Here is a 21,616-nt window from a genome sequence, read left to right on the forward strand (position 1 = left end):
AGCTCCGGCTGTGCGGGCCCGCCTTATTGCTCCCCGACTTTGCGATAGCGCACGACCGTGCTGCCTGTCTCTCCGGCTCCTGCGTGGGAGGAAAGCGGGAGAAGACTGGGAGACGAGTGGGAGACGATCATGACGCGCGGATGCACGGGAATGCTAGAAAGTGCTAGATCAGCATAGAAGTGGAGAGTGGATCACCCGGCAGACTCGCCTGCGTGCGGGCTCAGGACTCCCGCGCCGACCAGGACAAAGAGCAAAATGCCCAGAATGATCCGGTAGATGACGAACGGCATGAAGCTCTTGGTCGTGATGAACTTCATGAACCAGGCGATGACCGCGTAACCCACGCCGAACGCGATGACGGTCGCGAAGATGGTCGGCCCCCACGACACATGCCCCTCGCCCGCGTCCTTCAGCTCGAAGACGCCCGAGGCGAGCACCGCCGGGATCGCGAGCAGGAAGGAGTACCTGGCCGCGGCCTCACGGGTGTAGCCCATCAGCAGACCGCCGCTGATGGTCGCTCCGGAACGGGAGACACCCGGAATCAGCGCCATCGCCTGGCAGAAGCCGAAGATCAGACCGTCCTTCACACCGAGTTCCCTGAGCGTCTTGCGCTCCTTGCCGGCCCGGTGCTTCCCGCCCACCTCGTCGCGTGCGGCGAGACGGTCGGCGATGCCGAGGACGATGCCCATCACGATCAGCGTGGTGGCGATCAGCCGCAGATCGCGGAACGGGCCCTCGATCTGGTCCTTGAACGTCACCCCGAGCACACCGATGGGGATGGAGCCCACGATGACCAGCCAGCCCATCTGGGCATCGTGGTCGCTGCGCATCGACCGGTCGGTCAGCGAACGGAACCAGGCCGAGACGATCCGGACGATGTCCTTGCGGAAGTAGATGAGGACTGCCGCCTCCGTACCGATCTGGGTGATGGCGGTGAACGCCGCACCCGGGTCGTGCCAGCCGGCGAAAGCTGCGGTGAGCCGCAGATGCGCGCTGGAGGAGATCGGCAGGAACTCGGTCAGCCCCTGAACGAGGCCCAGGACGAACGATTCGAACCAGCTCATGGGGCTTTGGCCATCCCGGAGGTGATCGTGCATCGGCCGACGGCGTCGGGGGCCGTCGGCAGCGTGCGCATTGCGGTCGATTGAGGGCAGGCCTGTCACGGGCCCGGAGATCTTCGGTCGGTCGCGGGCAGGGTATCGCCCTCAGATGAACAGAGTTACGCGTACCCCCGAGCCGTCCACGGACCGCCCCCGGGCCGGTTCCCGGGAGCACCGGCTCACTCGGCGGCCAGCCGATGGCGCTTGCGCCAGGCGACGACGGCAGCGCCGAGCCCCGTCAGCACGATGAAACCCATCGCGGCCAGAAACGCCGGCGATGTCGGCGACGAGGCCTCGCTGCCCGCGACGACATATGCCGCGGTGTTCGGGATCGAGCCGAGCCCGGTGGCGACCAGGAACGGCGGATACCCCATGCGCGACACCGCCGCGCAGTAGTTGGCTGCCGCGAACGGCACGCCCGGGAACAGCCGCAGCGCCAGCATCGAGCGGAACCCGTGCCGGCTCAACTGGCCGTCCGCCGCCTTCAGCCAGCGCCCGCGCAGCAGCGTACGGAGCGCGTCCTGCCCCAGCACCCTGCCCAGCCCGAACGAGATGCCCGCACCGAGCACCGTTCCCGCCAGTGCGGTGGCCAACCCGGCCTGCGTACCGAAGAGCGCGCCCGCGGCGAGATTGAGCAGCGGCCGGGGAACGAAGGCAACGGTGCACACGCCGTACGCGACACCGAAGAGGACCAGCGCCACGGCGCCGCCGCTCAGCTGGGCGGGCCAGCCGGTGGCGAGCAGCCGCTGGGGTTCGAGGAGGAGCATCGTCGCCGCGGCGCCCAGCAGCACGGCCACGAGCAGCGAGAGCCGGGACCAGGGCGAGAGCAGCGCCCTCGTGCAGCGCACGACGAGGCCGGAGGCGGGCCGGGCTGCGGGGACGGGGTCGAGCATGCCGGGAGAGTAACCGACACCGGCGTGTGATCGCCGTAACGCACCCGGCAGGGGCCGGTCCGCGGGTCCCACGCCCCTGGTCCGCTCCGGCGGCCGGCGCGGGCCGAAGTCCCTTGCCGGGACTGTGGTGTGCGCCGGAAAACCATTCGACTCGGCCAGGCCCGTCGGACATGATCGGACCCATGTTCCGGTACGCCTCCCCCGCAGCGCCGTCCGCAGTCGCGGACGCGCCGAAGGCTGCCGTGAACCCCGTCACCGCAGCAGTTGTCGCAGCCGCGTCCACCACTGCCGCAGCGTTCATCGGCGGCGCCCGAAGCTGACCCTCCCCCGACAGTCCGGCGGACCCCGCAAGGGGAGGGTCGGCCGGGCCCCGGGGTCTTCTCCCAGCTTCGAACACCAAGGAATGAACCATGTCCAAGACGGCATACGTGCGCACCAAGCCCCACCTCAACATCGGCACCATGGGCCACGTCGACCACGGCAAGACCACTCTGACCGCCGCCATCACCAAGGTCCTCAGCGACCGGGGGACCGGCACGTTCGTCCCGTTCGACCGGATCGACCGGGCGCCGGAGGAGACGCAGCGCGGCATCACGATCAACATCGCGCACGTCGAGTACGAGACCGACACCCGCCACTACGCCCATGTCGACATGCCGGGGCACGCCGACTACATCAAGAACATGGTCACCGGTGCCGCCCAGCTCGACGGGGCGATCCTGGTCGTCTCCGCGCTCGACGGGATCATGCCGCAGACCGCCGAGCACGTGCTGCTCGCCCGCCAGGTCGGTGTCGACCACATCGTCGTCGCCCTCAACAAGGCGGACGCCGTCGACGACGGCGAGGACGCGGTACTGACCGACCTGGTCGAGCTGGAGGTCCGTGAGCTGCTCTCCGCGCACGGCTACGGCGGGGACTCCGTTCCCGTCGTGCGGGTGTCCGGTCTGAAGGCCCTGGAGGGCGACCCGCGCTGGACGTCGGCCGTCGAGGCGCTGCTGGACGCCGTCGACACCTACGTCCCGATGCCGGTCAGGTACACCGACGCGCCGTTCCTGCTGTCGGTGGAGAACGTCCTGACCATCACCGGCCGGGGCACCGTGGTCACCGGTGCCGTGGAGCGCGGCACCGTTCGCACCGGGGACCGGGTCTCGGTGCTCGGTGCGGGCATCGAGACGGTCGTCACCGGCCTGGAGACCTTCGGGAAGCCGATGGAGTCCGCGCAGGCCGGCGACAACGTGGCCCTGCTGCTGCGCGGGGTGGAGCGCGACCGGGTGCGCCGCGGCCATGTGGTCGCGGCTCCGGGCAGCGTGACACCGAGCCGCCGCTTCACCGCGCAGGTGTACATCCTGTCGGCGCGGGAGGGCGGCCGGACGACCCCGGTCACCACCGGGTACCGGCCGCAGTTCTACATCCGCACCGCGGACGTCGTCGGCGACGTGGACCTCGGCGCGGTGGCGGTGGCGCGCCCCGGTGACACGGTCGACCTGACCGTCGAACTGGGACGTGACGTCCCGCTGGAGAGCGGACTCGGCTTCGCGATCCGCGAGGGCGGCCGCACGGTCGGCGCCGGGACCGTCACCGGGCTGCTCTGAACCGCCACGCACCAAGGGTCTTCCGTTCGGATCAGCCCGGATCCCGCGAGCCCGGCACAATCCGGACGAAAGGCCCGAGGGCCCGCCTCCCGTACCCCATGGGAGGCGGGCCCGGTGCCGTGCGCAAGACTGACGGCATGACAGAGACAGCATTGGTGCTCGGTGCCGGTGGAGTCACCGGCGGTGCGTGGGAGACAGGGATCCTGCACGGGCTCGCGAAGGCGGGCGTGGACCTCTCCGCGGCAGATCTGATCATCGGCAGCTCGGCGGGAGCGGCGGTCGGCGCGCAGCTGGCCTCCGGACTGCTCGGCCTTCCGGAACTCTACGAACTCCAGCTCGCCGACCCGCAGGACATGACGGGCGGCAGGCTCGGCCCGCTCATGCTGCTGCGATACACGGGGGCCGTACTGTCCGCGCGGACCCCCGAGGCGTACGGCCGGAAGCTGGGCAGGATCGCGCAGGACGCCCGGCCCGGCATCACCGAGGAGCGACGGCGCGAGGCGATCGCGAGCCGTCTTCCGTCGCCCGAGTGGCCGGGGCGCCCTCTGCTCGTCACCGCCGTCGACGCCACGACCGGTGAACTCCACACGTTCGACAAGGACGGCGGGGTGCCCCTCGTCGACGCCGTCACCGCCAGCTGCGCGGTCCCCGGTGTATGGCCCGTCGCCCGCGCCCAGGGGCGGACCTGGATCGACGGCGGGGTGCACTCCACGGCCAACGCCCAGCTCGCCGCCGGATACGGACGCGTCGTGGTCATCGCGCCCTCGGCGAGCGGGAACAAGGCCATCGCCTCACCGCGCTCACAGGCGGCCGCACTCGCCGCGGACGGTGCCCTGGTCGAGGTCATCACCCCGGACGCGGCCGCGAAGAAGGCATTCGGCCGCAACCCCCTCGACCCGAGCAGCCGGGCAGCGGCGGCCCGCGCCGGGCTCCATCAGTCGGCGGCACACACCGAAGCCGTCGCCGCGGTCCTGAGCAGCTGATCCGGCACCCCACAATGGGGGAGTGAACGACTCGATACCCGTCATCCGGGACGTGGACCAGGGCACCGCCAGACTCCTCCCCGACGTGGACCGGGACCGGGCCTGGCTGCTCACCGTCGACGGCGCGCCCCAGTCCTACGTCGACCTCGACGCACCGGAACACCTGGAGTTCGAGTACGCGCGACGGCTCGCCCATGTCGTCGACTGCGCGGCGGCACCGGGCGCACCGCTGGACGTACTCCACCTCGGCGGCGGTGCGCTCACCCTGCCCCGCTACACCGCCGCGACCAGGCCGGGCTCCCGCCAGGACGTCGCCGAGGCCGATCTCGGGCTCCTCGAACTGGTCGCCGAACAGCTGCCGGTCCCCGCCGACAGCGGCATCACCGTGCACGGCACGGACGCCCGGGGCCTGCTGGAACGGACCGCGCCCGCTTCCCTCGACATCCTGATCGCGGATGTCTTCGGCGGCTCGCGGGTACCCGCCCACCTCACCTCCGTCGAGTACGCACGGGCCGCCCGCCGTACGCTGCGGGACCGCGGGATCTACGCGGCCAATCTCGCGGACGGCGCGCCCTTCGGCTTCCTCCGCTCCCAACTGGCCACCTTCGCGGCCGTCTTCGAGGAACTCGCGCTGATCGCCGAACCCGCGGTGCTGCGTGGCCGGCGCTTCGGCAACCTCGTCCTGGTCGCTTCCCCGAGCCCCCTCGACACCGCCACGCTCACCCGCCGCTGCGCCGCCGACGCCTTCCCCGCCCGGGTCGAGTACGGTGCCGCGCTGGACCGGCTGGCCGGTGGTACCCGGCCGGTCGGCGACGAGGAGGCGGTCGCCTCACCCGAGCCGCCCGACGGAGCCTTCAGCATCGGCTGAGAACGGCCCCGGGGCCTTCGCCGTCGCGACCTCGGTGGTCTCGGGGGCCCGGGTCAGGCCCCGTACCTCCGGTACGAACAGCACGGCCCCGGTGACCAGCACGATCAGCGCCGCGCAGCCCCAAAGGGCCTCGCTCCGCCCGACCAGCGACTCCACCGGACCGGCGAGCGCGGTGGCCACCGGCATCATCGCCACCGAGCCGAACCAGTCGTACGCCGAGACGCGCGAGAGCTTCTCCTCCGGGATCTCCTGGTGCATGGCCGTCATCCACGACACCCCGAACACCTCGATGGCGACGCCACTGACGAACATCACCACGCAGAGCCCGCCCACCGGCAACGGCACCGCCAGGCCCGCCGAGGGCAGCGCCAGCGGGAAGACGCAGAGCGTTCCGGCCAACAGCAGCCGCCGGGGCCTCCAGCGCGTCATCAGCAGCGCCCCGCCCAGGGTGCCGGCCCCGAACGCGGCGAGCGCGAAGCCCCAGGGGCGGGCGCCCCCGAGCTCGTCCCGGGCGACCAGCGGACCGTACACCGACTCCGCGGCACCCACCGCGGCGACCACCACCGAGAACTGCGCCACGATGCTCCACAGCCAGGGGCGGCCGATGAACTCCTGCCAGCCGTCCCGCATATCGGCGAGCAGGCCGCCGCCCGCCGTGCGCGGGGGAATGTGGCCGACGTCCAGGAACGCGCGCAGCGCACCCGCCACCGCGAAGGCCGCGGCGTCGACGGCCAGCACCCAGCCGGGATCCATCGCCGCGATCATGGCGCCGCCGAGCGCCGCGCCGCCGATCGTCGCGCCCTGCGTGGCCATCCGGAACAGCGCGAAGGCGCGGCTCGCCTGCTCCCGGCTGACGCTGGACATCAGCATGCCCTCGGCTGCCGGGTTGAAGAACGCCTGCCCGGTGCCGCACAACGCGGTGAGCACCATCATCTGCCACAGCTTCGGATCACCGGCCAGGACCAGCCAGGCGAACGCAGCCTGCGAGAGGCAGTTGAGGGCGTTCGCCGCGACCATCACCCGGTGGCGCGGCAGCCGGTCCGCGATCGCCCCGCCGATCAGCAGGAAGAGCACCAGGGGCGCGGTCCTGGCGGCGGCCACCAGACCGACGTCGCCACCGTCACCGCCCGCCTTCAGAACGGCGAACGCCGCCGCGATCAGCGCACCATGGGTACCCAGGCCCGTGATGATCGCGGCGGCGGTCAGAAGACGGTAGTTGCGGCCGGGGTGCGGCGGACGGGATGCGGCGGTGGCGGCGACAGTCACCAGGGGACTATCGCCGCCGCGCCCCCGCCGTGCCAACTGCTTTCCCGGGGGAGGGGAGCGGGATCAGGGGGCCGGGGTGACGTCCACCAGCCGCACGGTGCTCAGGATCTTCTGGATCGTCGTGTCCGGGAGTTCGTCCTTGACGGAGTCGGCTCCGTACAGGACCCAGGAAGCGAACTCACCCTTCTTGTTCTTGAAGGTGAAGGCGATGGCCTTGCCGTCGCTGTCGCACTTCTCCTTCTTGGTGACATTGGGGGCGGTGGCGGTGACGACCTGCCCGGTGAGACCCGACTTGGTGGTGTACTGCTTGGCCTCGGTGAACTTGATGGTGCTCTGCGGCATGTGCTGCGCGTAGGCGGCCCACACCCAGGTACCGGCCTCGCTGTGGGCGTTCTTGGCGGCGTCGGTGGCGCCCTGGGCGCCCCTGGTACCGGCGCTCGCGAGGCTCATGCTCTCTTCGACACCGTCCTTGTCGGTGTCGTCCACGCACCACTTCTTCTGGAAGAACGCCGGCGCGGAGAAAAGGATGAGGGGCGAGCCGTCCCCTTTCTTCTCGTCCTCGAAGAACGAGCCTGTGCCGGGCCTCCCGACCTCCCAGTCCCCGGGCACGTCGAACTGCGTTCCCCACTTGGGGTTGGTGACGACCTTCCAGCCGGGGATGAGGGGCTTGGGATCCCCGTCGTCGCCGCGCGGGTTCGCCTCGCCGGACGCGGACCCGGACGGCTTGGCGGGCGCCGACGACTGCTTTCCGTCGGCGACGTCCTTGCCCTTGTCGTCCTTGTTCATCACGACGACACCGGTCACCACGGCGGCCACGACCACAGCGGTGGCCGCGACGATCGCGACGGCGGTGGTCTTCTTTTTGTTGTCACCGGGCTGCGGAGCACCGGGCGGATCGGGCACCGCGTACTGCGGCACGGTCTGCTGCTGGTACGGGTTCGGCTGCGCATAGCCGGGCTGCTGGCCCTGCTGCGGATAACCCGGCTGCTGCCCCGGCTGGCCCTGCTGCTGATATCCCGGCTGCTGATAGGGATTCGGCTGCTGGTACCCCGGCTGCTGGTACGGATTCTGATTCTGGTCCTGCGGGTTTTGCTCGCCCCCGGGCGGCTGCTGTCCTGGCCACATGGCGAGTAACGATAGAGGGGCGGTGGCCGGTCTGCCACGCCCGCCCCCGTGTGCGGACGGTGAAGGCGGTGATCGGGAAGGTGCACCGGGGGTTCCGGGGATGGCCAAAAAGTTCTACTCGTGAGTAACATCTGGCCATGAGTGCTGAACAGATGACCGTCGGCGAGATGCTCGTCGCGACTGTCCCGATGGCCCGGACCCTCAACCTCGAGTTCCTGGAGACGACCGCCGAGCGCGCGGTGGTCCGACTGCCGGACCAGGCCGAATACCACAACCACATCGGCGGACCGCACGCCGGAGCGATGTTCACGCTGGCGGAATCGGCGAGCGGGGCCATCGTCATCGCCGCCTTCGGCGACCAGATGTCGCGCGCCGTGCCGCTCGCGGTGAAGGCGGAGATCGGCTACAAGAAGCTGGCCAAGGGGGTCGTCACCGCGACGGCGACCCTCGGCCGCCCGGTGGCCGAGGTCATCGCCGAACTCGACGAGGGCAAGCGGCCGGAGTTCCCCGTGACCATCGAGATCCAGCGCGCGGACGGCGCGGTGACCGGCGAGATGACGGTCGTCTGGACGCTGCGCCCCAACGCCTGATTCCGGCCGGTTCCGCGAAGAGCCGCCACCTGCCCCGGGGAGGGTGGGTGGCGGCTTTTCGAGCTGTCCGGGCAGGGCGGGACAGGTAGGCTTCCCGCCGTGCGCCGAGGAGTTGCCCGGCGGGCAACAGGCATCAGCTACGGGAGGAACCGGCGTTGCACATCCAGGAATGGCTGGAGACCATCCCCGCGGTCAGCGTCTACGCCCTGGTGGCCGCGGTCATCGGGCTGGAGAGCCTCGGCATTCCGCTGCCGGGCGAGATCGTCCTGATCAGCGCGGCGCTCCTGGCCGCCGGGCACGACGGAATCAGCCCGTGGACGGTCGGCATCTGCGCCTCGGCCGGTGCGATCATCGGTGACTCGATCGGATACGCCATCGGCCGCAAGGGCGGGCGTCCGCTGCTGACCCGGCTGGGCGGGAAGTTCCCCAAGCACTTCGGCAAGAACCAGATCGCCATGGCGGAGCGGTCGTTCGAGAAGTGGGGCATGTGGGCGGTGTTCTTCGGCCGATTCGTGGCGCTGCTGAGGATCTTCGCGGGTCCGCTGGCGGGCGTACTGCACATGCCGTACTGGAAGTTCCTGATCGCCAATGTGCTCGGTGGCATCGTCTGGGCGGGCGGCACCACGGCAGTCATCTACTCGGTGGGAGTCGTCGCCGAGGCCTGGCTCAAGCGGTTCTCCTATCTCGGCCTGGTGGTCGCGGTGCTGATCGGCATCACCTCGATGCTGATCCTCAAGAACCGGGCCAAGAAGGCGGCGGCTTCGGCCGCCCCGGTGCCGGAGCCGACGACGGCCGCGGTCACCGACTGACCGCACGGGGACGGCGCGGACCGGGCGGTGCGACCGCGCACCGCCCGCAGCGCTCAGCCCTCGTGGGCCTGGCGGTGCGCCTTGGCCAGCTCGACGTAGCCGACCGCGTTGAACTTGATGCCTTCGAGCTCCTCCTCGGTCAGCTGCCGCTTGACCTTGGCGGGGACCCCGGCGACCAGTGAGCCCGGCGGCACCTGCATCCCCTGCGGGACCAGAGCCTGTGCCGCGATCAGCGAACCCGCGCCGATGTGTGCGCCGTTGAGGACGGTGGCGCCCATGCCGACCAGGACGTCGTCCTCGATGGTGCAGCCGTGGAGCACCGCGTTGTGCCCGACCGAGACGCGCTCTCCGACCGTGACGGGGAACCCCGGGTCGACGTGGACGCTGCAGTTGTCCTGGATGTTGCTGTCGGCGCCGATGGCGATCGGGCCGCAGTCGGCGCGCAGTACGGCCTGGTACCAGACACTGGAGCCCGCGGCCATGGTGATCTCGCCGATGACGACCGAGGTCGGTGCCGTGAAGGCATCCGCGTCGATGTCCGGCTCCTTGCCGCCCATTCCCGTGATCAACGCCTGTTGTGCCATCGCCCGTTCCTCCGTGCTCAGGTGTCGTGCGGCCGCGGCTGTCCGGTCCCGGCAGCAGGCCGCGGCTGTTCGATCGCGCCAATGGAACGGTATGCGACGGCCGGCGGACCGAGGCCGAGTGGGGTGAACATCACAGGTTGCCGCGGTGATCGGCTCGGGCGCCGACGACTACCGTGAGCGGGTGCCGAAGAACAGGAACACGTTCTCTTCCCTCGCCGCCTGGCGGCGACGCGCCCTGTCCCGGGCCGTCCACCATGGCTGGCGATGGGTGCAGGAGACGGGCGCCGTCACGGCGGACCGGCCGGGTGCGCTGCGCTTTCGCCGGATCGGAGCGGGCACCCGGCTGGCCTTTCCGCAGGGCACGGTCTTCGGCGAGCCGTGGATCGAGCTCGGCTCGCACTGCGTGATCGGCGAGCAGGTCACGCTGACGGCCGGACTCATGCCCGACCTCGATCTCGGTCCCGATCCGATCCTGACCCTGGGCGACGGGGTGGTGCTCGGCCGCGGCAGCCATGTGGTCGCCGACACCACGGTGACCATCGGCTCGGACACGTACTGCGGGCCTTACGTCTACATCACGTCGACGAACCACAGCTACGACGATCCGCACGAGCCGGTCGGCCGGCAGTGGCCACGCATGGAGCCGGTCGCCATCGGGCCGGGCTGCTGGATCGGCACCGGAGCGGTGATCCTCCCGGGGGCCTCGCTCGGGCGCAATGTGGTGGTCGCCGCCGGTGCGGTGGTACGGGGCGAGGTGCCCGACCATGCGGTGGTGGCCGGTGCCCCGGCCCGTGTCGTACGCAGCTGGGACGCCGAGAAGGGCTGGCAGCCGCCGCTGCGCACCCCCGCTCCGGTGCCGATCCCGACGGGCGTCACGCCCGAGCAACTGCTGGCCCTCGCGGAACCCGGCGAGACCTCGGGTCCGTCCGCCGGCTGACGGGTCCCGGCCGGTCGCGAGCGGCACCGCGCGAGGACGCCTTCGCACGGCAGGCCTCGCAGTACAGTGCGGTGGACGGTGGAGTGCACCACACCGTAGTGCAGTATTTTCGACCCTGTCATCCAAAATATTGGACGGAATGTGTCTGACCTCGATCAGCTCACTCAGTCGCTCGCGCGCAATCTCAAGCGCTGGAGGGGGGAACGCGGCTTCACCCTGGACGCTCTGGCCGCCCGTGCCGGGGTCAGCCGCGGCATGATCATCCAGATCGAGCAGGCCCGCACCAACCCGAGCGTCGGCACCACGGTCAAGCTCGCCGACGCACTCGGGGTCAGCATCACCACCCTGCTCGACTACGAGCAGGGTTCACCGGTCCGGCTGGTGCCCGAGAGCCAGGCGGTGCGCCTGTGGTCCACCGATGCGGGCAGTTCCAACACCCTGCTCGTCGGCACGGAGGCCAGGGGGCCGCTCGAACTCTGGTCCTGGCGGCTGATGCCCGGCGACAGCAGCGCCTCCGACCCGCACCCCGAGGGCACTGTCGAACTGCTCCACGTCACTGCGGGCGAACTCACTCTGGTCGTCGACGGCACCTCGTACGCCGTACCGGCCGGCGGCTCCGCCTCGTTCGAGGCGCACCACCCGCACACCTACCGCAACGACGGCTCCGAGCCGGCCGAAGTGACCATGGCCGTCTCCATCCCGCCCGTACGGTGAGACGGCCGGCCGAAGGCAGCGGGATCGCTGTTAGCGTGACGCGCATGCGCGCTCCCATCGGCTCCTTCGAGAACGCCGGTCCGGCGGCCGACCGCCTCGACCTGCTCACCGCCCCCGTCGCCGCGGCCGTGACCGCGGGCTGGGGAGGGTTCCCGGCCGAGCAGATCATCCATGTCGACTCCGACCCGGCCATCGCCGACACGGCCGTCTTCGTCGAGCATCACGGCGCGGAGCTGCTCGACCGGTCGGCCAACTGCGTCGTGGTGGCGGGCAAGCGCGGTGGCGAGGTGACACTCGCGGCGTGCCTCGTCCTGTCCAGCTCCCGCGTCGATGTGAACGGCGTGGTCCGCAGGCAACTGGGCGCCCGCAAGGTGTCCTTCGCCCCGATGGACACGGCGGTCGGCGAGACCGGCATGGAGTACGGCGGCATCACCCCCATCGGCCTGCCCGCCTCGTGGCCGCTGCTGATCGATCCCGCGGTCGTCGACGAGGAGTGGGTGCTGATCGGCAGCGGCAGCCGCCGGGGCAAGCTGATCGTCCCGGGCAAGGGACTGGCTGCACTGCCGGGCGCGGTGGTCGTCGAGGGGCTCGGCATCAGGGGCTGAGGCCCCCAGGGCCTTTCGTTTGGATCATGCCGGGCTCGCGTGCCCCGGTGCCTCAGCCGGGCGAGTGGCAGAGGGCCCGAGCCGGTGAACCGGCACGGTGGGCCGGCAGCCAGCCCACGGCGAAGTCGACGGCGTCGTCGATGCGGAAGAGCCGGCTCGTCGAAGAGCCCACCGGGCCCGTACGGACCGGCGCACCCGTGCCCGCGCGGGCGAAGTCCGCGCCCAGGGCGGCGAAGTCGCTGTCGTCCAGCGCGACGTCGTCGTACTCCCACCACTGGCGGCGGCCTCCGGCCGTCACGACACAGCGGTAGCTCCGGCGGGGCGGGGCGGGCACCCGGTACTCGCCGAGGTGGAACGCGGTGCAGGTGTCGAAACCGGTGCCCAGAAGGAGCACCTGGGCCCGCAGATCGTAGAGGCGGGCCAGCGGCGAGTCCTCGCCGAGGTGGCAGTCGGGGCGGTGGCGCGCCACGAGGTTCCGGGCCAGTGGGCCCAGCGCGGCGAAGGACGTCTGCGGGTGGCCGCTGCGTGCCGCCCCCTCGCCGAGCCGCACGGCCTCCGACAGCCGGCCCATCGACGGTGCGGCCGATGTCGCCGGATCGAAGGGCGGCATGCTCGCCCGCACGGCTTCCCGGGCCCGCTCGCCGAGCCCGCGCACCCGGTCGAGGTAGTGCGGAGAGGTGTCGGAGTTCTCCGGCGTGAAGGCGGGGACGACGAGCGTGCCGTGCCCGAGGGCGTCCCGCAGCGCACCGACCATCGCATGGACCCCACCGCTCACACGGCCCACCGCGCGCATCGACGCGTGGACCAGGAGGACGCCGTCGCGCTCCACGCCCAACTCGGTGAGCTGCCCGGCCAGCCCGCTTCGGCTGTGGGTGTGGGTCGGTGCGGTGGTAGTGGTCACAGCGGGCCATTCTCCCAGCCGGACTCCGGGTGCGACACCACGCACGTGTGCGCGAGGGACCCAGGTGCGGATCAACGGTCCAGAGCGGGAATCTCGATCGCGGGACACCGGTCCATGACCATGTCGACTCCTGCGGCACGCGTGCGGGCGTATGCCTCCGGGTCGACCACGCCGAGCTGGAACCAGACGGCCCCGGCGCCCGCCGCGACCGCCTGGTCGGCCACCGCGCCCGCCAGCCCGCTGTTGACGAAGACATCCACCACATCGACCGGGAACGGGATGTCGGCCAGAGACGCGTAACCCTCCTCGCCGTGCACCCGCTCCGCCTTCGGGTGCACCGGAACCACCCGCTTGCCGAAACCCTGGAGCACCTCGGCGACGCGGTAGGCGGCACGCGACCGGTTGCCGGACAGGCCCACCACGGCCCAGGTGTCGCCGCCGTTCAGGAGAATCCTGCGGATCGTCTCTTCGTCTGCGTACATGATCCGCACAACGGACGGCGGCCCCGGACCATTCCCGTACGGGGCATAGGGTGGCCGGATGCAGGAGCAGTACCGGACAGTCGCCCGAGCGGGCGTGCACGAGACCGAGATCAACCGGTCGCGCTTCATCTGCGCGCTCGCGCCCGCCGCCACCGAGCAGGAGGCGCAGGACTTCGTCGCACGCATCCGCAAGGAACACCCGACCGCCACCCACAACTGCTTCGCCTATGTGATCGGCGCCGACGCCTCCGTTCAGAAGGCGAGCGACGACGGGGAACCCGGAGGCACCGCGGGCGTACCGATGCTGCAGATGCTGACACGCCGTGAGATGCGCTACGTCGTCGCCGTCGTCACCCGCTACTACGGCGGTGTCAAGCTCGGCGCCGGCGGATTGATCAGGGCGTACGGGGGCGTGGTCGGCGAAGCCCTCGACGAGCTCGGCACCGTCACCCGCCGGCGGTTCCGCCTCGCCACGATCACCATCGGCCACCAACGAGCGGGCAAGCTGGAGAACGACCTCCGCGCCACCGGCCGCACCGTGCGCGAGGTCCGCTACGCCGAGGCCGTCATCATCGAGATCGGGCTCCCGGACGCCGACGTCGAGTCCTTCCGCGGCTGGCTGGCAGACGCGACGGCGGGCGAGGCCGGGCTGGAGCTCGGCGGCGAGGCGTACGGGGACGCCTGACCGGATCCCGCGCCCGCACAGCACCTTCCCCGCGCGGACCGTCTTCCGGGGCGAAGGCCCGGACCGGGCCGGCGGTGATGCGAGACTGTGGTGGGTGAGAAACGAGGGACTCAACGGCCCCGGGGGCGGAGGAAGCGAACGATGCAGGTCGGAGCCGGCTCTTGAGAATTCTGCACACGTCGGACTGGCACCTGGGGCGCTCGTTCCACCGGGTCTCCCTGCTCGAAGCCCAGGCCGCCTACCTGGACCACCTGGTGGCGACGGTGCGCGAGCACGAGGTGGACATGGTCCTCGTCGCAGGTGATGTGTACGACAGGGCGGTGCCGCCACTGGCCGCCGTCGAGCTCTTCGACGACGCGCTGCACCGGCTCGCCGCCGCCGGCGTGCCCACCGTGATGATCTCGGGCAACCACGACTCGGCGCGCAGGCTCGGCGTCGGCGCCGGACTGATCGGACGGGCCGGCATCCACCTGCGGACCGACCCCGCAGGCTGCGCCACCCCCGTCGTCCTGCCGGACGCGCACGGCGACGTGGCGTTCTACGGGCTGCCCTACCTGGAGCCGGCCCTGGTGAAGGATGTCCTCAAGGCGGAGCGCGCCGGGCACGAAGCGGTGCTGACCGCGGCCATGGAGCGGGTACGCGCAGATCTGGCGGAACGCCCGGACGGCACGCGTTCCGTCGTGCTCGCCCACGCCTTCGTCGCGGGCGGCGAGCCCAGCGACAGCGAGCGCGACATCACCGTCGGCGGGGTGGCCGCCGTGCCCGCCGGGGTCTTCGACGGCGTCGACTACGTGGCGCTCGGCCATCTGCACGGCTGCCAGACCGTCACCGAACGCGTCCGATACTCGGGCTCGCCGCTCGCGTACTCCTTCTCCGAGGCCACCCACCGCAAGACCATGTGGCTGATCGACCTCGACGCCTCGGGCACGGTCACCGCCGAACGCCTCGACTGCCCGGTGCCCCGCCCGCTCGCCAGACTCCGCGGTCGGCTCGACTACCTCATCGACGACCCCGCGCTGGAGCGGCACCGGGAGTCCTGGGTCGAGGCCACCCTCACCGACCCGGCGCGCCCGGCCGAGCCGATGGCCCGGCTCGTCGAGCGGTTCCCGCACACACTCAGCCTCGTGTTCGAACCGGACCGGGCCCCCGACGACCCGCTCGCCTCGTACGCGGAGCGTCTCAAGGGGCGCGACGACCAGCAGATCGCCGAGGACTTCGTGGCACATGTGCGGGGCGGCTCCGCGGCCGACGAACAGGAACGGACGGTGCTGCGCGGCGCCTTCGAGCACGTCCGGGTGGACGACGGCGTGCGCGAGGTGAACCGTTGAGACTCCACCGGCTCGACCTCACCGCCTTCGGGCCGTTCGGCACCACCCAGTCCATCGACTTCGACGCGCTCTCGTCGGCCGGTCTCTTCCTGCTGCACGGGCCGACCGGCGCAGGGAAGACCTCCGTCCTGGACGCGGTCTGCTACGCCCTCTACGGCGCGGTGCCCGGCGCCCGCCAGAACCCCGGCACCTCCCTGCGCAGCGACCATGCCCCGGCGGACCTCGCCACCGAGGTCGCGCTGGAGCTGACGGTCGGCGGCCGCCGCCTCGAAATCACCCGGAGCCCCGCACAGCCCCGTCCCAAGAAGAAGGGCAGCGGCTTCACCACGGAGAAGGCCCAGAGCCGGCTGCGGGAGCACGACCCCGAGGACGGCTGGCGGCCGCTCAGCCGCTCGCACCAGGAGATCGGCGAGGAGGTCACCCAGCTCATCGGGATGAGCCGGGAACAGTTCTGCCAGGTGGTGCTCCTGCCGCAGGGCGACTTCGCGCGCTTCCTGCGTGCCGATGCCGAGGCACGCGGCAAACTCCTCGGCAGGCTCTTCGACACCCGCCGTTTCGCCGCCGTCGAGGACCGTCTCGCCGAACTGCGTCGCACCGCCGAGACCAGGGTCAGGTCCGGGGACGAACGTGTCCTCGCGGTCGCCCAGCGGATCGCCCAGGCCGCCGGCCCCGCCGGACTCGAAATGCCGCTCCCGGAGATCCAGCCCGGCGAACCGGGGCTCGCCGAGGGCGTACTGGAGTGGGCGGCGACGGCCCGCAGCGGAGCCCGCGAACGGCTCGACATGGCCGCCTGCGCCCTGGCCACGGCCGAGGGGCGGCAGTCGGCCGCCCGACTGGCCCTGGACAGCGAACGCGAACTCGCCGCACTCCAGCAGCGGTACGCGGAGACGCGGCGTCGCGCCGCCGGGCTCGAGGACCGCCGCGCCGACCGTGACCGCTACCACGAACGGCTGGCGCTGGCCCGCAAGGCGGACCTCGTCGCGCCGGCTCTGGACCTGCGCGACGACGCCGAGCGCGCCTACCGGACGGCCTGTCAGGCCCGTGACCGCGCCCGTGCGGTGCTGCCCCACACCCTGGCCGACGCCGGTGCCGAACAGCTCGCGGAGCTGGAGCGACGGCTCCGGCAGGAACTCGGCGGGCTCGAGGCCGCGCAGCGGGCAGAGCTGCGCAGCGCGCGGATCGACACCGAGCGGGCCGGGCTGGAGCGACAGGCCAGGGCCGACGACGGGCTGATCCGCGACACGGAAGTCTGGCTGGCCGGCTGGGAGTCCGTCCGGGACGGACTGCGGGCCCGCATCGAGGCGGCACAGGAGGCTGCCACCCGCGCCGAACAGCTGGCCGGCCGGCTGGAGCCCGCCCGGGCCCGCCTGGACGCGGCCCGCCGGCGCGACGCGATCGCCGACCGGGTGTCTGCCGCCACCGAGCGGCTGGCAGCCGCCCGCGAGCGCGCCTCCGAAGCCCGCGAGTCGTGGCTGGAGCTCCGCGAACGGCGACTGCGTGACATCGCGGCGGAGCTGGCGGCCGAGCTGGTGGACGGCGAGGGCTGCAAGGTCTGCGGCTCGGCCGACCACCCCGACCCGGCCCGCGCGACCGACGGACACGTCGACCGGGCCACCGAGGAGCGGGCGCTCGACGCCTACCGCCGGGCCGACGACGAACGTACGCACGCGGACCGGGAGGTCGGCGTCGTACGTGAGCAGCACGCCGCCGCCCGGGCGGCCGCGCTGTCGGCGGTGCCGCAGCCCAGGGACGGGGCCGAGGCCGCCGATCCGGCCGCGTCGGTACGCGTGACCGGGAGTGCCGCCGCCGGTTCGTCCGGGTCGTCACCGACGGCCGGGACCGGTTCGATCGCCGCGGGCCCGGCCGGCACCGCGCCCGACGCCGACCCCACCGTGGCCGAACTGGGCGCGCTCGTCGAGCGTTTGACCGCCATGCACGCCGATGCGTACCGCACCGCGGCGGGGATGCACGCCGCGCGTGAGGCACTCGCGGCCGCCGAGCGGGAACAGGCCGAACGCCTCGGCGCCCGGCAGCTCGCCGAGCGCCGGGCCGCGGCCCGCACCTCCTTGCGTGAAGGACTGGATCGTGAACAGGCCGCACTGGAAGCCGAGTTGGTGACCGCCCGCGGCGAGTTGGGCAGCGTGGCCGAGCACGCCGCGCTGCTGGAACGACGTGTCGCGCTGCTCTCCGCGGCAGCCGAGGCGGTACGCGAGGAGGAGGCGGCCGCACACCACCGCAAGGAGGCCGACGACCGGCTCGCGGACGCCGCGTTCCGGGCCGGTTTCGACACCCCGCAGGCCGCGGCCGAGACCCTCCTCCCTCAGGCAGAGCAGCGCGAGCTCCAGCGGCTCGTCGACGCCTGGCAGGCCGAGGCGGCGGCGGTGGCAGACCGTCTGGCGGAGACGGAGACCCGGGCCGCCGCCGAACGCCCGCCGGCCGCGGTGGACATCGCGCAGTCCACGTCCGGCACGGCCGAAAGGCTGCTGCGGGATGCCTCCGCCGCACTGGCGGCCGCCCGCGAGCGCTGCGCCGAACTCGGCCGGCTCTCCCGCCGTGCCGCGGACGAGGTGCGCGGACTGGGACCGCTGCGCGAGGAGTACGACCGGGTGGCGCGGCTGGCCGGACTCACCGCGGGCACCTCCGCGGACAACGAACGCAAGATGCGGCTGGAGTCGTACGTGCTCGCCGCCCGGCTCGAACAGGTCGCCGCCGCGGCCACCGCACGGCTCGGGCGCATGTCGTCCGGCCGCTACACACTGGTCCACTCCGACGCCCGCACCGGAGGCCGCAGATCGGGCCTCGGGCTGCATGTCGTCGATGCCTGGACCGGTCGCGAGCGCGACACGGCGACGCTGTCGGGCGGCGAGACGTTCTTCGCCTCGCTCGCCCTCGCGCTCGGCCTCGCGGATGTCGTCACCGACGAGGCGGGCGGGGTACGGCTGGACACCCTCTTCATCGACGAGGGCTTCGGCAGTCTGGACGACCAGACCCTGGACGAGGTGCTCGACGTGCTGGACTCGCTGCGCGAGCGGGACCGCAGCGTCGGTATCGTCAGCCACGTCGCCGACCTGCGCCGCCGCATCCCCGCACAGCTCGAAGTGGTGAAGGAACGGCACGGATCGGCGGTCCGGCACCGCACCACCGGCTGACGGGTCCGACCCGCCATCCGCTGATCACCCACCAGCCGAAACGCCAGGCCGACACACCTCAGACCCCATTGCACCCAGAGCCGTGGGACCGACCGATGGCGCGCCGGGGGAGCGGCGAGGAGTAGACGACGCTCGTGGTCACCGAACCGAGAGCGCCGATCCGGCCCGCGACCTCCTCCAGGTGACTCATCGAGCGGGCGGTGACCTTCAGCACGAAGCAGTCGTCACCGGTGACATGGTGGGCCTCCACGATCTCCGGAGTCGTGTCGAGCAGATCGTGGAACGGTTTGTAATGGCCGTTGGGGTAGCGCAGCCGTACGAGGGCGAGGATCGGCAGCCCGAGCCGCTCCGGGTCGACCACGGCGGCGTAACCGCATGTTCCCGGTGCGGTGCACCTGCCGACCGCGCTCATCGCCGAGCAGGCCCACCACCTGCTCGATCCGGCGGTTCCCGTGGTCACCTACTGCTGGGGTCCCGGCTGCAACGGCGCGACGCGTGCCGCGCTCGCCCTCGCCGAACTCGGCTACCGGGTCAAGGAGATGCTCGGCGGCTTCGAGTACTGGGTGCGCGAGGGCTTCGAGTTCGAGACCTGGGAGGGGCGGGAGAGACGGGACGCGGACCCGCTCACCGCACCGGTCGGCTCCGACGACTGCGGCTGCTGACCGTCCCGAGCGGTCCGCCCGTTTCAGGCCGCGGAAGCGCTCGGCGGCCGGGCTCATGAAGTGAACCGGGCCCGGCCGCCGAGCCACCGCGTCAGAGCTTGGAGAGCTCGTCGACGAGATCGTCGAGACCGAGCGGCCCCTGCGAAAGGGCGGCCATGTGCCAGGCCTTGGCGTCGAACGCGTCGCCGTGGGCCTTGCGGGCGTTCTCCCGGCCCAGCAGCCAGGCGCGCTCGCCCAGCTTGTAACCGATGGCTTGTCCCGGCATGGAGAGATAGCGGGTCAGCTCGCTCTCCACGAAGTCGGCGGGACGGCCGCTGTGGTTGCCGAAGAACTCCTGCGCCAGCTCGGGCGTCCACCGCTCGCCGGGGTGGAACGGGGAGTCCGCCGGGATCTCCATCTCCGCGTGCATGCCGATGTCCACGATCACCCGGCAGGCGCGCATCATCTGCGCGTCCAGATAGCCGAGGCGGCGCTCCGCGTCGGGCAGGAATCCCAGCTCGTCCATGAGGCGCTCGGCATACAGCGCCCAGCCCTCGGCGTTGGCGCTGACCCCGCCGATCGACGCCTGGTAGCGGGACAGGCTGTCGGCGACATGCGTCCACTGCGCGATCTGGAGGTGGTGGCCGGGCACACCCTCGTGGTACCAGGTGGACACCAGGTCGTACACCGGGAAGCGGGTCTCGCCCATCGTGGGCAGCCAGGTGCGGCCCGGGCGCGAGAAGTCCTCGGAGGGGCCCGTGTAGTACGGGGCCGCGGCGCCGCCCGGCGGGGCGATGCGGGACTCCACCTTCCGTACCCGTTCGGCGAGTTCGAAGTGCGTTCCGTCGAGCGCCTCGATCGCCTCGTCCATCAGACCCTGCAGCCAGGCCTGGACCTCGTCGACCCCCTCGATGTGCTTGCCGTGCACATCGAGATGGGCCAGCGCCTCCCAGGGGCCGGCGCCGGGCAGTACCTTCTCGGCCTCGGTCCGCATCTCGGCGAGCAGCCGGTGGTACTCGGACCAGCCGTACGCGTATGCCTCGTCCAGGTCCAGGTCGGTGCCGTTGAAGTAACGCGACCAGCGCGCGTACCGCTCGCGGCCCACGGTGTCAGGCGCGCCCTCGATCGCGGGGGCGTACACATCGCGCATCCAGTCGCGCAGCGCCCGGACCGACTCGGTGGCCTGTCGGGCGCCTTCGTCGAGCTCGGCGCGGAGCGACGCGGGTCCGGCGGCCACGAACTCCTGGAAGAAGCCCGAACCGTCCTCACCCGCCCACTCGTCGAGCTGGCCGATGAAGGTGGCGGTGGCGCGCGGGCCGCCGTGGAGCTTGCGCTCCAGACCGAGCGCGAGCGACTCGCGGTAGCCCTCGAACGCGGCGGGCACCGCCCGCAGCCGGTCCACGACCGCCGCCCAGTCCTCGTCGGTCTCGGTCGGCGTCACGGTGAACACGTCACGGACGCTGTGCGCCGGGGAGGCGAGATTGGAGACCGAGCGCAGTCCCTCGTCGGCTTCGTGGACGGCGAGTTCCGCCGTGAGGCGCTCGCGCAGCAGCCGGCCGCAGCGGCGCTCGGCGTCGCTGTCCGCGCCGGGCAGCTGTTCGGCGGCGTCGAGCTTCGCCAGGGTGGTGCGGGCCAGCTCGGCAAGGCCTTCTCGACCTGCGGGGGAGAAGTCGGGGAGGCGGCGCGAGCTCTCCGCGACACCGAGGTAGGTGCCGGCGATCGGGTCGAGTTCGATGAATGCGTCGACGTAGGCGTCGGCGACCTGACGGGGCAGCGCGCTGCTGGAAGTGTCTGACATGCGGACATCCTCGTACGGCGGTGGCCTCCGCGTCATCATCATTCGGTCTCAGGGACCCGACTCCGCCGATTCTGCGGGCGGCAGCAGCGGTCCGCACTCCCACTGCTGGAATATCAGCCGGGTCTCGACCCGGGCCACCTCGCGGCGCGAGGTGAATTCGTCCAGTACCAGGCGTTGCAGGTCGGCCGTGCCCGTGACCGCGACATGGACCAGGTAGTCGTCCGGGCCGGTCAGGTGGAAGAGCGCACGGGACTCGGGCAAGGACCTGATGCGTTCGACGAACGGACCGATGAGCTCCCTGCGGTGCGGCCGCACCTGTACGGAGAGCAGCGCCTCCAGGCCCCGGCCGAGCCTCGCCGGGTCCAGACGCAGCTGGTGGCCGAGAATCACGCCGGAACGGCGCAGCCTGGTCACCCGGTCCAGACAGGTCGAGGGCGCGACCCCGACCTCGGCGGCCAACTCGCGGTAGGTGGTCCGGGCATCGTTCTGCAGCAGTCGCAGAATATGCAGGTCCACCGGGTCAAGAGCGACAGAATCGGCCATCTGCCGAACGTAGCACGGGACAT

The 21,616-nt window shown here is 71.7% G+C and carries 21 protein-coding genes and 1 pseudogene; 12 read left to right on the forward strand and 10 right to left on the reverse strand.

Annotated features, from left to right (window positions below; translation table 11 throughout):
- Window positions 1-191 precede the first annotated feature (191 nt).
- The gene (locus tag OHA19_RS34515) at window positions 192-1,064 is read right to left on the reverse strand and encodes an undecaprenyl-diphosphate phosphatase (RefSeq protein ID WP_405710125.1); all 873 of its coding nucleotides are present in this window, start codon (window positions 1,062-1,064) and stop codon (window positions 192-194) included.
- Window positions 1,065-1,279: 215 nt separating this feature from the next.
- Window positions 1,280-1,993 (reverse strand): TVP38/TMEM64 family protein, encoded by a 714-nt coding sequence (locus OHA19_RS34520; protein ID WP_405710122.1) that lies wholly within the window; start codon window positions 1,991-1,993, stop codon window positions 1,280-1,282.
- Window positions 1,994-2,403: 410 nt separating this feature from the next.
- Between OHA19_RS34520 and tuf the strand changes: the two genes are divergently transcribed.
- The 3 genes from tuf (at window position 2,404) to OHA19_RS34535 (ending at window position 5,436) form a co-directional block, all read left to right on the forward strand.
- Window positions 2,404-3,585: an elongation factor Tu gene (tuf, locus tag OHA19_RS34525; protein ID WP_405710116.1), complete on the forward strand. Its 1,182-nt coding sequence runs from the start codon at window positions 2,404-2,406 to the stop codon at window positions 3,583-3,585.
- Between the two features lie 137 nt (window positions 3,586-3,722).
- Entirely contained in the window at window positions 3,723-4,568 is an 846-nt protein-coding gene (locus OHA19_RS34530; protein WP_405752783.1) for a patatin-like phospholipase family protein, read from the forward strand.
- Window positions 4,569-4,590: 22 nt separating this feature from the next.
- Complete coding sequence (locus OHA19_RS34535) at window positions 4,591-5,436, forward strand: spermidine synthase (RefSeq protein ID WP_405710110.1); 846 nt, start codon at window positions 4,591-4,593, stop codon at window positions 5,434-5,436.
- Here OHA19_RS34535 and OHA19_RS34540 read toward each other — a convergent pair.
- On the reverse strand, window positions 5,398-6,702 hold the full coding sequence (locus tag OHA19_RS34540; protein WP_405710107.1) for an MFS transporter: 1,305 nt from the start codon (window positions 6,700-6,702) through the stop codon (window positions 5,398-5,400). The two genes, OHA19_RS34535 and OHA19_RS34540, sit on opposite strands and share 39 nt — an antisense overlap.
- A 63-nt stretch (window positions 6,703-6,765) precedes the next feature.
- Window positions 6,766-7,827, reverse strand: a complete 1,062-nt coding sequence (locus OHA19_RS34545) for a hypothetical protein (protein ID WP_405710104.1) — start codon at window positions 7,825-7,827, stop codon at window positions 6,766-6,768.
- Between the two features lie 152 nt (window positions 7,828-7,979).
- Here OHA19_RS34545 and OHA19_RS34550 point away from each other — a divergent pair, with 152 nt between their 5' ends.
- Together OHA19_RS34550 and OHA19_RS34555 are read left to right on the forward strand one after the other, a co-directional pair.
- Window positions 7,980-8,417: a DUF4442 domain-containing protein gene (locus tag OHA19_RS34550; protein WP_266737293.1), complete on the forward strand. Its 438-nt coding sequence runs from the start codon at window positions 7,980-7,982 to the stop codon at window positions 8,415-8,417.
- Window positions 8,418-8,572: 155 nt separating this feature from the next.
- Window positions 8,573-9,226 carry a DedA family protein gene (locus tag OHA19_RS34555; protein ID WP_405710101.1) on the forward strand — a complete coding sequence of 218 codons (654 nt, stop codon included), beginning with the start codon at window positions 8,573-8,575 and terminating at the stop codon, window positions 9,224-9,226.
- Window positions 9,227-9,279: 53 nt separating this feature from the next.
- Here the strand turns inward: OHA19_RS34555 and OHA19_RS34560 are convergent, their stop codons facing one another.
- Window positions 9,280-9,810, reverse strand: a complete 531-nt coding sequence (locus OHA19_RS34560) for a gamma carbonic anhydrase family protein (protein WP_405710098.1) — start codon at window positions 9,808-9,810, stop codon at window positions 9,280-9,282.
- 181 nt (window positions 9,811-9,991) lie between these two features.
- Here OHA19_RS34560 and OHA19_RS34565 point away from each other — a divergent pair, with 181 nt between their 5' ends.
- From OHA19_RS34565 to OHA19_RS34575, 3 genes are all read left to right on the forward strand, one after another.
- Window positions 9,992-10,747, forward strand: coding sequence for an acyltransferase (locus tag OHA19_RS34565; RefSeq protein WP_405721250.1), 756 nt, complete (start codon window positions 9,992-9,994; stop codon window positions 10,745-10,747).
- Window positions 10,748-10,888: 141 nt separating this feature from the next.
- A complete protein-coding gene (locus tag OHA19_RS34570; RefSeq protein WP_405710095.1) occupies window positions 10,889-11,461 on the forward strand; it encodes a helix-turn-helix domain-containing protein in 573 nt (190 codons plus the stop codon).
- A gap of 44 nt (window positions 11,462-11,505) precedes the next feature.
- Window positions 11,506-12,066: a YbaK/EbsC family protein gene (locus OHA19_RS34575; protein ID WP_405710092.1), complete on the forward strand. Its 561-nt coding sequence runs from the start codon at window positions 11,506-11,508 to the stop codon at window positions 12,064-12,066.
- Window positions 12,067-12,118: 52 nt separating this feature from the next.
- Here OHA19_RS34575 and OHA19_RS34580 read toward each other — a convergent pair whose 3' ends face one another.
- Window positions 12,119-12,967 (reverse strand): aminoglycoside N(3)-acetyltransferase, encoded by an 849-nt coding sequence (locus OHA19_RS34580; RefSeq protein ID WP_405710089.1) that lies wholly within the window; start codon window positions 12,965-12,967, stop codon window positions 12,119-12,121.
- A gap of 71 nt (window positions 12,968-13,038) precedes the next feature.
- On the reverse strand, window positions 13,039-13,449 hold the full coding sequence (locus OHA19_RS34585; RefSeq protein WP_405710086.1) for a CoA-binding protein: 411 nt from the start codon (window positions 13,447-13,449) through the stop codon (window positions 13,039-13,041).
- A 58-nt stretch (window positions 13,450-13,507) separates the two neighbouring features.
- Between OHA19_RS34585 and OHA19_RS34590 the strand changes: the two genes are divergently transcribed.
- From OHA19_RS34590 to OHA19_RS34600, 3 genes are all read left to right on the forward strand, one after another.
- Window positions 13,508-14,134, forward strand: a complete 627-nt coding sequence (locus OHA19_RS34590) for a YigZ family protein (RefSeq protein WP_405710083.1) — start codon at window positions 13,508-13,510, stop codon at window positions 14,132-14,134.
- 161 nt (window positions 14,135-14,295) lie between these two features.
- A complete protein-coding gene (locus tag OHA19_RS34595; protein WP_405752786.1) occupies window positions 14,296-15,462 on the forward strand; it encodes an exonuclease SbcCD subunit D in 1,167 nt (388 codons plus the stop codon).
- A complete protein-coding gene (locus tag OHA19_RS34600) occupies window positions 15,459-18,611 on the forward strand; it encodes an AAA family ATPase (RefSeq protein ID WP_405752789.1) in 3,153 nt (1,050 codons plus the stop codon). Before OHA19_RS34595 ends, OHA19_RS34600 begins: the two co-directional genes overlap by 4 nt.
- 58 nt (window positions 18,612-18,669) lie before the next feature.
- On the opposite strand, the gene OHA19_RS34605 is transcribed toward OHA19_RS34600, so the two are convergent.
- Window positions 18,670-19,071: an Lrp/AsnC family transcriptional regulator gene (locus OHA19_RS34605; RefSeq protein ID WP_405752792.1), complete on the reverse strand. Its 402-nt coding sequence runs from the start codon at window positions 19,069-19,071 to the stop codon at window positions 18,670-18,672.
- Here OHA19_RS34605 and OHA19_RS34610 point away from each other — a divergent pair.
- A pseudogene (locus tag OHA19_RS34610) lies at window positions 18,986-19,273 on the forward strand (rhodanese-like domain-containing protein); the annotation flags it as partial. The gene OHA19_RS34605 and the pseudogene OHA19_RS34610 sit on opposite strands and share 86 nt — an antisense overlap.
- Window positions 19,274-19,364: 91 nt before the next feature.
- Here the strand turns inward: OHA19_RS34610 and OHA19_RS34615 are convergent.
- A complete protein-coding gene (locus OHA19_RS34615; protein WP_405752795.1) occupies window positions 19,365-21,050 on the reverse strand; it encodes a DUF885 domain-containing protein in 1,686 nt (561 codons plus the stop codon).
- Between the two features lie 48 nt (window positions 21,051-21,098).
- On the reverse strand, window positions 21,099-21,593 hold the full coding sequence (locus tag OHA19_RS34620) for an Lrp/AsnC family transcriptional regulator (protein ID WP_405710071.1): 495 nt from the start codon (window positions 21,591-21,593) through the stop codon (window positions 21,099-21,101).
- Window positions 21,594-21,616: the final 23 nt, after the last annotated feature.

It is taken from the genome of Streptomyces sp. NBC_00012, assembly GCF_045040875.1.
Classification (GTDB): Bacteria; Actinomycetota; Actinomycetes; order Streptomycetales; family Streptomycetaceae; genus Streptomyces.

What these genes read in the sequence shown, in the direction of transcription:
- OHA19_RS34515 (WP_405710125.1), bottom strand. Translation starts at nt 1,064, where the DNA reads ATGAGCTGGTTCGAATCGTTCGTCCTGGGCCTCGTTCAGGGGCTGACC.
- OHA19_RS34520 (WP_405710122.1), bottom strand. Translation starts at nt 1,993, where the DNA reads ATGCTCGACCCCGTCCCCGCAGCCCGGCCCGCCTCCGGCCTCGTCGTG.
- tuf (WP_405710116.1), top strand. Translation starts at nt 2,404, where the DNA reads ATGTCCAAGACGGCATACGTGCGCACCAAGCCCCACCTCAACATCGGC.
- OHA19_RS34530 (WP_405752783.1), top strand. Translation starts at nt 3,723, where the DNA reads ATGACAGAGACAGCATTGGTGCTCGGTGCCGGTGGAGTCACCGGCGGT.
- OHA19_RS34545 (WP_405710104.1), bottom strand. Translation starts at nt 7,827, where the DNA reads ATGTGGCCAGGACAGCAGCCGCCCGGGGGCGAGCAAAACCCGCAGGAC.
- OHA19_RS34550 (WP_266737293.1), top strand. Translation starts at nt 7,980, where the DNA reads ATGACCGTCGGCGAGATGCTCGTCGCGACTGTCCCGATGGCCCGGACC.
- OHA19_RS34560 (WP_405710098.1), bottom strand. Translation starts at nt 9,810, where the DNA reads ATGGCACAACAGGCGTTGATCACGGGAATGGGCGGCAAGGAGCCGGAC.
- OHA19_RS34575 (WP_405710092.1), top strand. Translation starts at nt 11,506, where the DNA reads ATGCGCGCTCCCATCGGCTCCTTCGAGAACGCCGGTCCGGCGGCCGAC.
- OHA19_RS34585 (WP_405710086.1), bottom strand. Translation starts at nt 13,449, where the DNA reads ATGTACGCAGACGAAGAGACGATCCGCAGGATTCTCCTGAACGGCGGC.
- OHA19_RS34590 (WP_405710083.1), top strand. Translation starts at nt 13,508, where the DNA reads ATGCAGGAGCAGTACCGGACAGTCGCCCGAGCGGGCGTGCACGAGACC.
- OHA19_RS34615 (WP_405752795.1), bottom strand. Translation starts at nt 21,050, where the DNA reads ATGTCAGACACTTCCAGCAGCGCGCTGCCCCGTCAGGTCGCCGACGCC.
- OHA19_RS34620 (WP_405710071.1), bottom strand. Translation starts at nt 21,593, where the DNA reads ATGGCCGATTCTGTCGCTCTTGACCCGGTGGACCTGCATATTCTGCGA.